At 38.0% G+C, this 16,248-nt stretch carries 16 protein-coding genes; 11 read left to right on the top strand and 5 right to left on the bottom strand.

Annotation, left to right across the window (positions count from 1 at the left end; genetic code table 11):
* The first annotated feature begins 613 nt into the window (after positions 1-613).
* From murI to AC27H3_RS06695, 7 genes are all read left to right on the top strand, one after another.
* Positions 614-1,468: a glutamate racemase gene (gene murI, locus AC27H3_RS06725; RefSeq protein ID WP_487104742.1), complete on the top strand. Its 855-nt coding sequence runs from the start codon at positions 614-616 to the stop codon at positions 1,466-1,468.
* 270 nt (positions 1,469-1,738) lie between these two features.
* Positions 1,739-2,926: a methionine adenosyltransferase gene (metK, locus tag AC27H3_RS06720; RefSeq protein WP_085302319.1), complete on the top strand. Its 1,188-nt coding sequence runs from the start codon at positions 1,739-1,741 to the stop codon at positions 2,924-2,926.
* 297 nt (positions 2,927-3,223) lie between these two features.
* On the top strand, positions 3,224-3,970 hold the full coding sequence (gene rsmE, locus AC27H3_RS06715) for a 16S rRNA (uracil(1498)-N(3))-methyltransferase (RefSeq protein WP_085302317.1): 747 nt from the start codon (positions 3,224-3,226) through the stop codon (positions 3,968-3,970).
* 96 nt (positions 3,971-4,066) lie between these two features.
* Entirely contained in the window at positions 4,067-5,020 is a 954-nt protein-coding gene (gshB, locus tag AC27H3_RS06710) for a glutathione synthase (protein WP_487104740.1), read from the top strand.
* Between the two features lie 75 nt (positions 5,021-5,095).
* The gene (locus tag AC27H3_RS06705) at positions 5,096-5,650 is read left to right on the top strand and encodes a YqgE/AlgH family protein (protein ID WP_085302311.1); all 555 of its coding nucleotides are present in this window, start codon (positions 5,096-5,098) and stop codon (positions 5,648-5,650) included.
* Positions 5,650-6,087, top strand: a complete 438-nt coding sequence (ruvX, locus tag AC27H3_RS06700) for a Holliday junction resolvase RuvX (RefSeq protein ID WP_085302309.1) — start codon at positions 5,650-5,652, stop codon at positions 6,085-6,087. Before AC27H3_RS06705 ends, ruvX begins: the two co-directional genes overlap by 1 nt.
* A gap of 129 nt (positions 6,088-6,216) precedes the next feature.
* Positions 6,217-7,152 (top strand): AEC family transporter, encoded by a 936-nt coding sequence (locus AC27H3_RS06695; RefSeq protein WP_487104737.1) that lies wholly within the window; start codon positions 6,217-6,219, stop codon positions 7,150-7,152.
* 28 nt (positions 7,153-7,180) lie between these two features.
* Here the strand turns inward: AC27H3_RS06695 and AC27H3_RS06690 are convergent, their stop codons facing one another.
* The 4 genes from AC27H3_RS06690 to AC27H3_RS06675 form a co-directional block, all read right to left on the bottom strand.
* On the bottom strand, positions 7,181-7,723 hold the full coding sequence (locus tag AC27H3_RS06690; protein ID WP_487104735.1) for a DsrE family protein: 543 nt from the start codon (positions 7,721-7,723) through the stop codon (positions 7,181-7,183).
* 194 nt (positions 7,724-7,917) lie between these two features.
* Entirely contained in the window at positions 7,918-9,861 is a 1,944-nt protein-coding gene (locus AC27H3_RS06685; RefSeq protein ID WP_487104733.1) for a putative bifunctional diguanylate cyclase/phosphodiesterase, read from the bottom strand.
* A gap of 287 nt (positions 9,862-10,148) precedes the next feature.
* On the bottom strand, positions 10,149-11,276 hold the full coding sequence (locus AC27H3_RS06680; protein ID WP_085302301.1) for a PilT/PilU family type 4a pilus ATPase: 1,128 nt from the start codon (positions 11,274-11,276) through the stop codon (positions 10,149-10,151).
* A 26-nt stretch (positions 11,277-11,302) separates the two neighbouring features.
* On the bottom strand, positions 11,303-12,346 hold the full coding sequence (locus tag AC27H3_RS06675) for a type IV pilus twitching motility protein PilT (protein WP_085302299.1): 1,044 nt from the start codon (positions 12,344-12,346) through the stop codon (positions 11,303-11,305).
* 69 nt (positions 12,347-12,415) lie between these two features.
* Between AC27H3_RS06675 and AC27H3_RS06670 the strand changes: the two genes are divergently transcribed.
* From AC27H3_RS06670 to AC27H3_RS06655, 4 genes are all read left to right on the top strand, one after another.
* Positions 12,416-13,090 (top strand): YggS family pyridoxal phosphate-dependent enzyme, encoded by a 675-nt coding sequence (locus AC27H3_RS06670; RefSeq protein ID WP_487104730.1) that lies wholly within the window; start codon positions 12,416-12,418, stop codon positions 13,088-13,090.
* Between the two features lie 132 nt (positions 13,091-13,222).
* Entirely contained in the window at positions 13,223-14,035 is an 813-nt protein-coding gene (gene proC, locus AC27H3_RS06665) for a pyrroline-5-carboxylate reductase (protein ID WP_487104728.1), read from the top strand.
* A gap of 86 nt (positions 14,036-14,121) precedes the next feature.
* On the top strand, positions 14,122-14,670 hold the full coding sequence (locus AC27H3_RS06660; protein ID WP_487104727.1) for a YggT family protein: 549 nt from the start codon (positions 14,122-14,124) through the stop codon (positions 14,668-14,670).
* A 74-nt stretch (positions 14,671-14,744) separates the two neighbouring features.
* On the top strand, positions 14,745-15,185 hold the full coding sequence (locus tag AC27H3_RS06655) for a DUF4426 domain-containing protein (RefSeq protein WP_487104726.1): 441 nt from the start codon (positions 14,745-14,747) through the stop codon (positions 15,183-15,185).
* A 142-nt stretch (positions 15,186-15,327) separates the two neighbouring features.
* On the opposite strand, the gene AC27H3_RS06650 is transcribed toward AC27H3_RS06655, so the two are convergent.
* Positions 15,328-16,227 (bottom strand): EamA family transporter, encoded by a 900-nt coding sequence (locus tag AC27H3_RS06650; RefSeq protein WP_487104725.1) that lies wholly within the window; start codon positions 16,225-16,227, stop codon positions 15,328-15,330.
* Positions 16,228-16,248: the final 21 nt, after the last annotated feature.

Below are 16,248 nucleotides of genomic sequence, written 5' to 3'. Positions count from 1 at the left end.
GCGACAACTAACTTGAAAAACACCGTTGTTTTCTCCCTGTAAAATATGTATTAGTTTATTTTGCTGAGTTTAATCGTGATTCGCAAAAATGAATTTATTCACAGGGAGAAAAGCAGGAGGAGTAAATGAGGAAGCGATCAACAAATTTGCATCTATTTATGCAATGTGCTGCTTTTACGTACCTGCTTTAAGTCTATAGTTCTCAACTCATTCCCTTCTCATTGTTTTCTCCCTGTAAAATATATATTAGTTTATTTTGCTGAGTTTGATCGTGTCTCTCAAAGAAATGAATTTATTCACAGGGAAAAAGGCAGGAGGAGTAAATGAGGAAGCGAACAACAAGTTTAAACCTATTTATATAAGGTGGCGCTGATTTACGTATCAGTTTCAAGTCTATAGTTCTCAACTCATTCCCTTCTCATTGTTTTCTCACTGTAAAAATAAAATAGTTACAGCAAAAGATAACGGTATATTAAGTAAAAGCTCAGAATCTGCACTTAATGTCGAATTTAGGCAGTTAATATCATTACCAAAATATCTATAGATCTGATTTGCCTGTTGATAATATACTTAGCACAACTAACTTCGCCCTGAATTAAGTCACACCAATTTAATGCCAAAGCAAAAAAATACCAATATAACCGCCGAAAATTCAGCAGCGGAAAATAAACGGCAAGTAGCTAACAGTGATCCTATTGGTATTTTCGACTCTGGTGTTGGCGGTTTATCTATTGCGCAATGCATACATCAGCAGTTACCTCATGAGAACTTACTTTATGTAGCCGATACTTTACATGCGCCTTACGGCGATAAATCGACTGAATTTATTCAACAACGTGTCAACGAGATAGCAAAATGGTTTATTGAACGAAACGCTAAAGCGATTGTTGTTGCTTGCAATACCGCAACCGTGAACGCGATAGATCAACTGCGCAAAAACATTTCTATTCCGGTTATAGGCGTTGAGCCTGCCATTAAACCTGCCGCAAGTTTAAGTAAAAATAAAAAAGTTGCTATTTTAGTTACCAAAGCAACGGCTGAAAACCAACGTTTTTTAGCCTTAGTGGCACAATATCGTCATATCAGCGATGTTATTATTCAGCCCTGCCCTGGCTTAGTTGAACTGATAGAACGGAATGAAAATAACTCTGCTGAGTGCGAATTATTACTCAGTGCATATTTACAACCTTTGCTTGATAAAGGTGTCGACACTATTGTGCTTGGTTGTACTCATTATCCTTTAGTTAAGGGCCTGATCAAAAAAATATGCGGTAATCATGTGGTTATTATGGAAACTGCTTTACCTGTTACTGAGCAATTGCAACGACAGTTAACCCGAAATAACCTTATAAACTCAAGTACTAATAAAGGCACAAGCAGCTTTTACAGTTCAAAACATGGCGATATTCAACAAGCGCTTTTTAACCATATTTGGCAGCAACCATTACAACTGAATAGTTACCCTTAACAGTTTTAGCAATATAAAATTCGTTAACTATTGATTTAAAATAATAAAAGCTATTTTTCTGGAAAATATCTTTTACAGAATATATAAAATTTCGACACAAACCAAAGACGTTTAGCCATCTAGGCGTAAATAACTCTATGAATAAGTTTGTTAAACAGTTAGAATGTCGCCATTAAAGACTCATACCAAATTGGCTATTAGCGCTAAGTGACTAATTCGTAAGCCCAATAGGTATAAGATTGTTTTTCAGTTTATTTTTACAGAGGGTTTATGTCTACACACCTTTTTACTTCTGAGTCAGTATCAGAAGGTCATCCAGATAAAATTGCCGATCAAATTTCTGATGCGGTTTTAGATGCTATTATTGCCCAAGACAAACATGCACGTGTTGCTTGTGAAACTATGGTAAAAACTGGTGTTGCCATTATTTCAGGTGAAGTTTCAACAACAGCCTGGGTTGATTTAGAGCGCATAACTCGCGATGTAATTTCAGAAATCGGTTACACATCTTCAGATGTTGGCTTTGATGGCGAAACGTGTGGCATTATGAATTTGATTGGCCAACAGTCTCCTGAGATTGCTCAAGGTGTTGACCGCGTAAAACCTGAAGATCAAGGTGCTGGCGACCAAGGATTAATGTTTGGTTATGCAACTAATGAAACCGAAACCTTAATGCCTGCGCCATTGTACTACTCGCATAGATTAGTTGAACGTCAAGCTGAAGCACGTAAATCAGGTGTTTTACCTTGGTTACGTCCAGATGCAAAAAGCCAAGTAACTTTTATTTATGAAGATAACAAGCCTGTTGCTATTGATACGGTTGTATTGTCGACTCAGCACAACCCAGATATCAAACAAGAAGATTTACACGATGCGGTAATGGAAAACATTATTAAGCATGTGTTACCGGCTGAGTTATTAACTAAAGACACTAAATACCATATTAACCCTACTGGCCGTTTTGTTATTGGTGGCCCGGTTGGCGATTGTGGTTTAACTGGTCGTAAAATTATTGTTGATACCTATGGCGGCATGGCGCGTCATGGTGGTGGTGCTTTCTCTGGTAAAGATCCATCAAAAGTTGACCGTAGCGCAGCGTATGCTGGTCGTTATGTTGCTAAAAACATTGTAGCAGCAGGCTTGGCTGACCGTTGTGAAATTCAAATTTCTTATGCTATTGGTGTTGCTGAGCCAACGTCAATTTCAATTGATAGCTTTGGTACGGGTAAAGTATCTGAAGCGCGTTTAGTTGAACTAGTGCGAGAACACTTTGACTTGCGCCCTTACGGTATTACGAAAATGTTAGACTTGTTGCACCCGATGTACAAGCAAACAGCAGCTTACGGACATTTTGGTCGTGAACCTTTTGAAATGACGGTTGGCGATGATACCTTCACGGCATTTAGCTGGGAAAAAACTGATAAAGCAGAAGCGCTGCGTTTATCTGCTGGCATTTAATTTTAATATTTGCTGAATAAAAAACCGCTCTTTGAGCGGTTTTTTGCTTTCAGGCTTTCGTTAAAGTGTTAAGTAAAGCTTGGCATAAATAATTAATATACTTTATTGATTGAATTTAACATGCATTGCCCTTATCTAAAGCCTAGTGCAGAAAGTGCTACTTTGTGCAAAACCTGTTGACGGTGTTGCATCAAAAAATAGCCTTAAGCTAAATAGTTAAGGTAAACTCAAGTAATTAATAAGCTTGTTAAATCTGAAATTAAAATTAAGTTAAATAAGCAATAATGGATAACCTTTATGCGTAACCCTCGTATTTTCCAAGCACAAGCATTTGAAGTAGGCCAAACACAAGCATTAAACGAAGATGCTTTTGGCCATATTGTGCGAGTTTTACGCCTTAAGAACGGCGACGATATTACTTTATTTAATGGTATTGCAGAGCAAGACGGTTATTTTGAGTATCAAGCAACCTTGATAAATGTTAGTAAAAAAACTGCTGATGTAGAGATTACTGCTAAAACTTTGGTCGAGAATGAATCTCCACTTAATATTCATTTAGCGCAAGGCATTTCACGCGGCGATCGTATGGATTTTACCTTGCAAAAGTCTGTTGAGTTAGGTGTTAATACTATTACGCCAATTTTCACCGAACGTTGTGGTGTAAAGCTTAGCGGCGAACGTTTAGAGAAAAAACATCAGCAATGGCAAAAAATAGTGATCAGTGCTTGTGAGCAAAGTGGTCGTTGTGCGGTCCCTATAGTGGCAACACCTATTTATTTAGCTGATTGGTTAGCACAAGAAACAGCAGCGTTAAAGCTCAACTTACATCCTAAAGCCGAGCATTCTATTATGAACTTACCGATAGAAAATCAGCGAGTTCGTTTATTAATTGGGCCTGAAGGTGGTTTAAGTGATGATGAAATAGCCAATGCCAACAAGGCAGGCTTTCACGATGTTCTACTTGGACCAAGAGTACTTAGAACAGAAACAGCAGCGCTAACCGCCATTACTGCCTTGCAGTGCCGTTATGGCGATTTACATTAGCTATTAGGTTATTACCTTTTAGCTTAACGATTTTAATGGGCTAGTCGCATGCAAGCAATGCGATAGTACTTAATAACAATACATTTAGGAAACAACATGAGCATAAAAATTGGCGTAGTTATGGACCCTATTTCTGAGGTCAAAGTAGAAAAAGACTCATCAATGGCAATGATGCTTGAAGCGCAAGCGCGCGGTTATGAAATTTATTATATGGAGATGAAAGATCTCTATTTAGAACAAGGTGTGTGTCGAGCAACCGCAGCCAAAGTAAAAGTATTTGACGATACCGAGCATTGGTATGAACTAGACGAGCGCGAAGACATGAATGTTGCCGATTTAGACGCGGTATTAATGCGTAAAGATCCACCGTTTGATACTGAGTTTATCTACGCTACCTACATGTTAGAACGCGCTGAAGTTGCAGGAACATTAATTGTTAACAAGCCACAAAGCTTGCGTGATTGTAACGAAAAATTATTTACGGCTTGGTTCCCAGAGTTAACGCCAAAAACTTTAGTTACTCGTAATAATCAAAAGATTAGAGAGTTTCATAAAGCCAACAAAGACATTATTATTAAACCGTTAGATGGCATGGGTGGCTCATCTATTTTCCGTATTGGTGAAAATGATCCTAATGTGGGTGTTATTCTTGAAACATTAACGGCACACTCTACACAATATGCTATGGTTCAAGAGTACCTACCAGAAATTGTTGATGGCGATAAACGTATATTAATCGTTAATGGCGAACCTATGCCTTATTGTTTAGCGCGTATTCCTGCACAGGGAGAAACACGTGGTAACTTAGCCGCCGGTGGTCGCGGTGTCGCAAGGCCTTTAAGTGCTAGTGATAAATTTATTGCAGAAACCATTGCACCAGAATTGAAAAAACGTGGTTTATTCTTTGTGGGCTTAGATGTAATTGGCGACAAAGTTACTGAGATCAATGTTACTAGCCCAACCTGTATTCGCGAAATTGAAGCAGCATACCCGATAAACATTAGCGGTAAACTCATGGATGCTATTGAGCAAAACATTAAAAAACGCTAACCAATTCCGTTTGAGATTTACGCTTTAATTTAGTTCATTTTTAGCGTATTTCTCCTCAATTATTAAGGTATATGTATGGACAGTTTTGAAAATCAACTTTTGATTGCTATGCCCAACTTAGACGACTCGTATTTTAATAAAACAGTGACCTATATTTGTGAGCATAATGCTGAAGGGGCAATGGGGTTAATTATAAACCTGCCTATTAATGTTACGTTGAATGAATTGTTAACCCAAATTGACGAAGATAAAACAGACGCGCCAGAGCTCGACCAACAAGTATTAACCGGTGGCCCTGTTTCACAAGATCGTGGTTTTGTTTTACACAGTACTCAATCGGGTTGGAGTAGCTCGCTGGCACTTAGTGAAGAAGTAATGATCACCACCTCAAAAGATATTTTAATGGCACTTGGTACTGAAGGCGCACCTGCTAAGTATATGGTAACGCTTGGTTATGCTGGTTGGGGCCCTGGGCAATTAGAAGAAGAAATAAAAGCGAACTCTTGGCTTTTAACGCCAGCCGATGGTGATATTTTATTTGATACTCCCATTGAGCAACGCTGGAAAAAAGCCACAGAAAAACTCGGTATCGATATGGCACACTTATCTAGTGAAGTTGGGCATGCATAATGGCAGGTAAAGCAGTTATTGGCGAGCGAACCATACTAGGTTTTGACTTTGGCAAAAAGTATATTGGTGTTGCTGTTGGTCAAGAGTTAACGGGCTCAGCTTCGCCTTTAGGCTCAGTTAAAGCGCGCGATGGCATTCCTGATTGGGTTGGCATGGAGAAGTTCATTAAAGAATGGCAACCTGACTTTGTGGTGGTTGGTTTGCCTCTTAATATGGATGGTAGCGAGCAACAGCTAACGCATGACGCGAAAAAATTTGGTAATCGTGTTGCTGGCCGTTTTGGCCTAAAGGTTGAGTTTCAAGACGAACGTCTTACTACGGCTACAGCTAAAGAGGCACTTTTTGAACAAGGTGGTTATCGTAACCTTAAAAAAGATAATATCGATGCTGCATCGGCAAAATTAATTATAGAAAGCTATTTTGAAAATCAATATTAACTCGGCCACTGTACATTCGAAAGACAGTCACTCAACTAACAAGCAGCCTAATTTTCTAGATAATTTATTCATCTGTCCACCGCCTTGCTACAGGTTTATACCCACAATAGCTGTAAAAGAGACTAATTAATGGCAACTTTACTGCTTATTAGCCCCTTAATTGTTGTTGGATTTATTGGCTTTTTACTGGCGAAATATAACTGGCTAAGCAAAGCTAATGTCGATTCATTGACCAAGTTTGCGTTTAATATCGCCATTCCAGCCTTTTTATTTCAACAGTTAGCCAATGCCGACATGAGCAATATAGATTTGAATATTTATAGTGCTTTTTATCTACCTTTATTGCTGGTTTATGCCGTTGCTTGGGCGATTAATTATTATTTTCATAAAGATTTAAATCATGACTTACCTGCCTCAGCCGTTTATGCTTTTGGCGCAGGGTATTCTAATAACGTTATTGTTGGTATGCCAATCGCGATAATGGTTTTGGGTGAGCAGGTATTACCGACCATTTTTTTGGTCGTTAGTTTACACAGTGCGTTATTGATAGGAACCACGAGTTTATTAGCCGTTAACATTGCTCAGTTTAATTGGCGAACATTCCTTAAACACACTTTTTTAAACCCGTTATTAATTGCCATAATCGGTGGCTTTGCCATTAATTTGCTAGCAATAAAGTTGCCTGTTGTTGTTAATAACAGTTTGTTGTTACTTGGAAAACCCGCGATTACACTGGCACTTTTTTTACTTGGTGCATCGCTGGCATTTTACAAAATACGCAGTGAAATGAAGTTTATTATTACGGCTAGCATTATAAAATTACTGCTACTACCCTGCTTAATTTTCTTAACTTGCTATTTTATATTTCAATTTTCAGCTATTACGACTATGACTTTAGTTATTTTGAGTGCCAGCCCAACAGGGGTTAATGCTTATTTAATTGCCAAGCAGCATAATAAGCACCAAGAAACTATTGCCGGTATTGTGGTTGTTACAACGGTTATGTCGATTGTTTCAATACCGTTATGGATATGGGCGTTGTCGTTGTTACTAAAGGTTAACTAATCAGTATGCCTACAGCCTTATTTGGTCGCTAAAATGGATTAAGCGTATAGCCTTGGTTTTGCAAAGTGGCGTGCGCGGTCATTGCTGATAGCGCCATTTCAACACCGGGTAATACCATATCATTTGTAATGCCGTGATACGCTGCTGATTGTCCACAAATGTAGATTTTAACTTGGTTTTTAAGTAATGCTTGTACTAGCGCTACGTTGGCATTTTCTTGCTGATATTTATGTTGATACAGAGGGGCTTTTAATAAGTCAAAGCCAGCTTTGCCATGCACAACGAGTGCTAGGTTAATGTTTTCCAGTGGTACGCCATTGGCTACATGCATGTTGATGAAACGTGCAAGCGTTTCAATTCTGCCATTTACCTTACCTACATTACCCTGCGCTCCAAGATCAAAAGCTACATTAAAGACATTGCTTTTGTCTAGTTTTAAATCTTGTTGAACTTGAGCATGTTTACCGTAGTTTTTTATTACCGGCCCGGCGGTAAATGTATCAGCACCTACCGCAGAGATTGCACAAAAAAGCGTAAAAATGATGGTACTGAACCTAATTGAAGTTAACATTTATCTATCCTATAAATTTATCTATGCCCTAAAAGCCAAATAAGTTGGGCACATTGAAGGTAAAATTTGCGATTACGATTATCTTAACAATAATATGGTAATTAATATTATTGTCGATTTTAAAATACCATGAAATACGTTATTCATTAATACAGTAACTTACTAAACCACACGGATTACGTAGGCCTTATAGGTTACATTTTAGGTGAGTTACTCAGCAAATAGTCTTCTACATCGTGTAGTTCTAAAGGCTTTGAAAAGAAGTAACCTTGTAGCATTTCAATGTCTAATGCTGAAAGTTGCTCGGCTTGCTCTTGGGTTTCAACGCCTTCAGCCACTACAGCATAATCAAGCTTAACTGCCATATGCTTTACCGCTTCAATAATGACTTTACCATTTGTATCTAGCATATTTACAAAGGAACGATCTATTTTTATGGTATTGGCAGCCAAACTTTGAATTACCGAAAGCGAAGAATACTCAGTGCCAAAGTCATCAATTGATACTTTTACCCCCATTTTTTGCAAGGTTTTAATACATTTAAGTATGATTATTTTATCATTAGAGAAAATAGATTCTGTAATTTCAATAGTTAAATTTTCGGCGGTTAGTTTTGCATTCTTGAGTGCTAACGCCACAATGTTTATGAAATTTTCATCATATAATTGCAATACAGATACATTTACACTAACGGAGGGGCGTGTGTCGTTATTCAATGCCTGCCAAGCTGCAGCTGCGATACACGACTGCTGTAATACCCATGTGCCTAAATTTATTATTAATCCATACTGTTCTGCAATTGGAATAAATTTATCAGGTGGTATATTTTCACCCGCAAAATCCCAACGAAGTAGCGCTTCAAAAGCAACCACTTGATGTGACTTTGATGCGACAATAGGTTGATAAACTAAGCGAAGTTGTTGCTTTTCAATCGCTTTAGAAAGGCCTACTTTAAGTTGATTTTCACGCACTATTCGTTGCCCTAACTCACTATTAAATAAACCAACTGAGCTAGGACTGAGCTTTTTTTGACTATACATAGCGGTATCAGCTAGCTGAATTAATTCATGGGCATTATCAGTATGTTTGGGAGAGATAGCGATTCCTATGGTGGCGCTAATAAAAAGTCGATTGTTTTCAAAATCGTAACTCTCTGAAATTTTTTCAATAACGCTATTAGCAAAAGTAAACGCTGCGTCTTGATTTGCCGACATATAAGTGATCAGAAACTCGTCTCCGCCCCAACGACATAATAGTTGCTGCTCACCTTGAAGCTCTTTTAGTCGTTCTGCCGTATTTTTTAATACCTTATCTCCAGTTTCGTGGCCCAGGGTATCGTTGATTTTTTTGAAGCCATCTAAGTCGATGAATAACAGCGCAAGGGGGATATTATTTTTTGCGCTTAAATCAAGTTGCTCTTGCATGTGGTGCATAAACGCAGAACGATTGAATAAACCGGTAAGCGGGTCAAGGTTAGAAAGCTGATATATTTTTTTAGTTCGTCTAGCTACTTTTTGCTCCATTTTATTGACGAGTTCTGCGTTTTCATTTTTTAACCGAATAGCGTTCGATGTAAAGTCAGCAGATTTTTTAGCGGTCATCAACATGACAAAACTAAATGCCAAACCAAGCAAGCCTAGCGTAAGTTGATATTCTTCAGAGGAAAGCATTAGAGCTATTGAAAAAGGGGCTAGCATAATTGCGGCATAACTCATGGCTAAAAGCTTATTAGCGGCCAATATAGTTGAAGCTCCTCCTGCAAATGCAGATACAACAATGATAATACATGCAAGCTCAGTGCTTGAGGCGAAGCGGGATATATATATGCAGTAAGTACACCACATTAAACTAGATAAAATAGCGCCAATTATAAATCGATGGATAAACTTTTTAGCATTGTAACTGACATCAATAGAATGGTTTTTCCAATAATATACGTCAACTAACCTAGCAACCATAAGTGCTAAAATGCCAATCCACCAGTAAATTTTTTGAGTTTGCACTTCAGGTGTATCAAATGAAAAAACTAAAATAGTTGATGCCAGCAAGGTTACAAATATGCCAGATATTGCATTTCCATACAGAAGCTCAGCTTCATCTTTGTAGAAGGTTTTTCCATCTGATAATGTTTTTGACATCAAAAAATAATCCTTATAGTTCCCTAACATATATATTCAAATAATTTGAAAAAAGTCAACACATACAGAGCTATCACTTAAAAATTAAAATGCAGTGGGCTAAATCTGTTTTTATAAACTTTTTAGCTCTAATACGTAATAGAGGGGAAGGAGTGAGACAGAGCGAAAAAAGTTATAACCAGGTTGAAGGTAACATACAGCGTAGAGTTAATGCATAAATAGTAGGATGAAATATAAACTACTTCACCCTACTAAAAGCTACATCAATAAAAAATCGCCATGAAAAGTTACTCTTCTTTAGGCGCTAAACCATCAATAGTAACCCCTGACAATGAACCGGTTCCACCTTGATCGTTACTTCTTAATTTAATCATTAAGCGTAGATCATTTGGAGAGTCGGCATGATGCAAGGCATCTGCGTAATTAATAAGCCCTTGTTGATATAGATTAAAGAGTGCTTGGTCAAAGGTTTGCATACCTTGATCGGTGGATTTTTCCATCACTTCTTTAATACTACCTACATCGCCTTTTTTAATTAACTCAGCTACATAAGGTGAATTTAGTAACACTTCAATAGCAGCTACACGACCGTTGCCATCTCGAGTTGGAATAAGCTGTTGGGCGATAATGCCGCGTAAGTTTAATGCCAAATCAAACAACAATTTACCATGTTGCTCTGCGGGTACTAAGTGCATAATACGATCAATCGCTTGGTTTGCATTGTTCGCATGTAAAGTAGCAATACATAAATGCCCGGTTTCAGCAAAGCTTAACGCGTGTTCCATGGTTTCTTGGTTACGAATTTCACCAATAAGAATAACATCGGGCGCTTGGCGCAAAGAGCTTTTCAGTGCCGCACTAAAGCTTTCGGTATCAAGCCCTACCTCACGTTGTGTTACCATACATTTACGGTGTTCATGAACAAATTCAACCGGATCTTCAATAGTTAGAATATGACCACGAGAGTTTTTATTTCGATAACCTATTAAAGCTGCCATCGACGTAGACTTACCCGTACCTGTACCACCAACAAATAACACTAAACCACGTTTAGACATCACCACATCTTTTAAAACTGATGGTAAGCCAAGATCATCGGCGTCTGGGATTTCGGTAACAATGCGACGGATAACCATGCCAGCCATATCTCGTTGCCAAAAAGCTGAGATACGAAAGCGACCAATATCATCAATTGAAATGGCAAAGTTACATTCTTTTTCTTCGTCAAATGCAGTTTTTTGTTTATCGGACATAGCATCATGAACCAAACTTAAAGATTCATCGGCTGATAAAACGTGATCGTCAATAGGAACCAACTCGCCATTAACTTTTGCACTTACCGCTAACTTAGCGGTAACAAACATATCTGATGCACCGTGCTGCACCATTTTTTCTAATAAATCATGAAAATTCATTAAATTACCCTTTCATATCTCTGAGACTAGTAACCAGAAAACTGGTTTTTGTCTTGTGCTTTGTCCATGGCATCTTGTCTGGTGATCATGCCGCGGTTGATCAAGTTTTGTAAACATTGATCCATGGTTTGCATACCATGAGACATACCCGTTTGAATAGCAGAGTACATTTGAGCAATTTTATCTTCGCGAATAAGGTTACGAATTGCCGGAACCCCCATCATAATTTCGTGTGCAGCAACTCGGCCCCCACCAACCTTTTTAACAAGTGTTTGTGAGATAACCGCACGTAATGACTCAGAAAGCATTGAACGTACCATGGCTTTTTCTTCACCTGGGAATACATCAATAATACGGTCAATGGTTTTTGGTGCTGAGGTGGTATGTAAAGTACCAAAAACTAAATGGCCGGTTTCAGCTGCGGTCATTGCTAAACGTATAGTTTCTAAATCACGCATCTCGCCCACTAAGATAACATCGGGATCTTCACGCAACGCTGAACGAAGTGCAGCACTAAAACTTAAGGTATCGCGGTGTACTTCACGTTGGTTTATTAAACATGAGTGATTCTGATGAACAAATTCAATAGGATCTTCAATAGTTAAAATATGATCGTGTTTCGTTTTATTTATATGATCGACCATAGCGGCAAGTGTTGTAGACTTACCAGAGCCCGTTGGACCAGTAACGAGAACTAAACCACGCGGCAATTCTGAAATGCTGCGAAAGATATCAGGACAACCTAAGTCATCTAATGATAAAATTTTACTTGGGATAGTACGAAATACCGCAGCTGGGCCACGATTCTGATTAAAAGCATTTACCCTGAAGCGTGCTAGGTTTGGCACTTCAAAAGAGAAATCGACCTCTAAATTTTCTTCATATTCTTTGCGTTGGCGATCATTCATAATATCATAGACCAAAGCGTTAACATCTTTTTCATCAAATGCTGGTATATTTAGCTTACGTACGTCACCATCAACACGAATAGACGGTGGTGTTCCCGTTGATAAATGTAAATCTGATGCATTATTTTCGACACTAAATGCGAGTAATTCGGTAATATCCATACAAACCTCTGAGTTAAATTAATTATTAATTAACAACTGAATAAGTCATTGAGAACTGAAATAAACAATATGATTGCTATTAAAGATAATATTGCTGCTGTAGAACTGCAAATTTCTTCTGCTTGTCAGCTTGCGAATCGCAACGCTGATGAAGTTACTTTGCTTGCAGTAAGTAAAACTAAACCTATTGATATGCTCGAAGAAGCATACGATGCAGGGCAACGAAATTTTGGCGAAAGTTATGTGCAAGAAGCCGTAGAAAAAATTACTGCTTTGCAGAATAAAACTGATATAACGTGGCATTTTATTGGCCCAATTCAAACGAATAAAACCAAGTTAATAGCCAGCCATTTTTCGTGGGTACATAGCATAGATAGAATTAAAGTAGCAAAACGCCTTAACGAGCATAGGTCTGGTCAAGATACATCGCTAAACATTTGTTTACAAGTGAATATTAGTGGCGAACTAAGTAAATCTGGGGTTTTACCGCAGGAGCTTCCTGCGTTACTTGATGTTATCGAAACCTGCGATAACTTATGCTTACGCGGTTTAATGGCGATTCCAGAAAAAAATGCTTCTCAGGCTAGTTTTGTTGAGATGCAAAACTTATTTCTTAAACTTCAAAAACAATATCCAAGAATAGATACTTTATCTATGGGTATGTCTGGCGATATGCAACTTGCTATTAATGCTGGCTCTACCTTAGTTCGCATCGGCTCAGCAATATTTGGTGCTAGAAGCTAAATAATTTATCTCAAAAAATAGTACAATGATGAAAATTAAACTTTCGTTGGCAACGGCGATAGCTTTAAGACAAAATTTAGTAATGAATGACCAATTACATTCATTGAATCAGCAATACTTGATAGGAAACTTATGAAAAAAATAGCTTTTATTGGCGCAGGTAACATGAACGGTGCAATTATTTCGGGCTTAGTAAATGGTGGTTTTAATCCTGAGCATATTATCGTATCGAATCCTTCAGCAGAAAAGCGCTTGGCTTTGCAAGCCGCACACGGTATTAAACAAACACAATGCAATATTGAAGCAGCAACTTTTGCAGATGTGATTGTTCTGGGCGTAAAACCCTACCTTATAGAAGAAGTTTGCCAGCTTTTAAGTCAGCAAATTGAGATTGGCAAAAAGTGTTTTATTTCAGTTGCTGCCGGTTGCACTATGGCACAAATAGAACAAGCCCTGGCTAAGCCTTGCACCGTAATTAGAACCATGCCAAATACCCCTTCACAACTGGGGTTTGGCGTATCTGGTATATATGCAAATGAACATATCACTGAAGAAGAAAAAGTATTTACGACATCATTAATGGAATCTGTCGGCATTGTTAAGTGGTTAACTTCAGAAGAACAAATTGACCATATCATTGCTGTTTCGGGCTCTGCCCCTGCCTACTTCTTCTTGTTTATGGAAGCAATGCAAAAGCAAGCTATGGCCTACGGTTTTAGTGAACAAGACAGCCGAGAGCTTGTGCAACAAACTGCGCTAGGCGCTGCTAAAATGGTTATTGAAAACGAACAGCCTATCGGTAAGCTTCGTGAAAACGTAACCTCAAAAGGCGGTACAACCCAAGCAGCGTTAAACGCTTTAGTTGAAGGTGGTTTGGAAAGTCTTGTTTCAAATGCCATGAATTGTGCCGTTGCGCGCGCTAAAGAAATGGCGAAAAGTAGTTAATCGTATTACGATCAACATATTTACAGTGCTCTACATTAAAAAATGTAAAACACTGATTATATTAATTTTATTTTTTGGAGTTTTAGATGGAAGCAATTAATTATTTGCTTAAATTTGCCTTTGACACATTCATTATGATTCTAGTGTTGCGGGTTTGGCTACAACTTGTTCGTGCTGACTTTTACAACCCACTAAGCCAATTTATTGTAAAAGTAAGTAACCCTTTAGTTATTCCTTTACGTCGTGTAATACCAAGTATTGGCGGGGTTGATTTAGCAACAGTAATTTTAGCTTATATTGTTGCGACCTTAACTTTTATTATTATTCCGTTACTTAACGGCGGCCCTATTGATATTGTTTCAGCATTATATTTAGGCTTAATTTACCTTATTAAGCAAACTGGCGTTTTACTGTTTATTATTATGCTTGTAATGGCATTAATGAGCTGGGTAGTACAAGGCTACAATCCAACTCAAATGGTATTCAATCAGCTTACTGCGCCGATATTAACGCCAATTAGACGCATAATCCCGAGTATTGGCGGGCTTGATTTATCGGTACTTATCGCCTTTTTATTATTGAATGTAATAAACATTTTATTGGCTGGTTGGGTGCCATATTGGGCGATGTTATAAGCGTTAACTCATTTTGATTAACAGCATTATATATACTAAATAATACCCACTATAGAAAATATAAGGTTCACAATATGAATAACGTTTTCAATAAACTCAAATGGCTATGTGCACTAGCATTTATGCTTACCGCCACAGTTAATGCTGAAAACATGAAAAAGTTGAATGATCTTAATGTGCATTATATTGCCATTGGCTCAACATTTTTAACGCCTGAAATTGCTAAAGCTTATGGTATTGAACGTAGTCGTTATAAAGGCTTGGTCAATATTGCGGTGCTCGACAATACCCAAGACGGCAACCCAGCAAAAACGGTAAACATAAGTGGCAAAGCCCGAAACGATGTAGGACAAATTAAATCGTTAGACTTTATGGAAGTTAAAGAAGGCGACGCGGTTTATTATTTAGCACAAGTGGGTTACAGCAATGAAGAAACCATTTATTTTGATATTAATATCACCGATAAAGGTAAACAGCATAATTTAACCTTCTCACAAAAATTTTATGTTGATTAGCTTTGCTAATTAAAGGTTAAAAATCATTAAAATTACCAATGGCACTTTAGATAGTAAAGTGCCATTTTTTATGCTTATTTTTCCTCAGTATCACTCCTGATAAAGCGTAAACTGCACGCTTACCTAAAACTATCCAACAGCATTACCTGACTGATTTTAGTCTGAATCTGCGATAGAGTTTACTACCAAAGGTATTAACCAATAAACCTAGCATAACAATAACAATGCCGAATATTTGCTGCGCTGACATTTGTTCATTCAGTAAAAGCGAGGCTGACATTATACCCACAATAGGCACACCTAAAGTTAACGGCGCCACTTGCCCTGCTGGGTAATTGGTTAATAAATAGCTCCATAAACTGTAACCTATCATCGACGCGGCAATGGCTAAATAAAATAATACGAAAACACTTATGCCATTTAAGTTTTGTAAACTATTGACTATGGCTACTTCGCCTTCTACCCAATAACTCGTAACAAAGAAAGGCACCATGGCTATCCAAGACGACCAAACAACTAAGCCAATATTTGCTCGATAACCTCGTTGATTTATTAGACGGTTAACTACATTACCTAAGCCCCAAGCTATGGCTGCGGCAATGGTTAAACTAAAACCAAGAAATGTCATACTATGGGCTTGGCCTGAGTTACCAATAATATACAAGCCACCACCAGCAATGAGCATAGCCAAGATTTGACTGTTTTTTATTTGTTCTTTTAGCATGAATAATGAAAATAATAAGGTAAACACCGCTTGCGACTGCAAAACTAATGAAGCTAACCCTGCCGGCATACCAAAAGCTAAAGCTGAAAATAATAATGAAAACTGGCCAAAACACAAAGTTAGCGCATAAAGTGCCATCCATCGCCAGGGTATATTAGGCTTAGCAATAAACAAAGATCCCAGTAGTGCGACTAATAAGAATCGTAAGCCTCCCATTAATAGTGGCGGCATCGACTCTACACCCCAAGCGATAACGACAAAGTTAAAGCCCCAGATAAAAATAATAATTAAACCTATAAAGGTATCTTTTAACGACATACTGCCTCTGAGTTTTATTTA

This window comes from Colwellia sp. NW0002-52-1, assembly GCF_057550865.1.
This window is presented reverse-complemented; position numbering and strand designations above follow the sequence as displayed.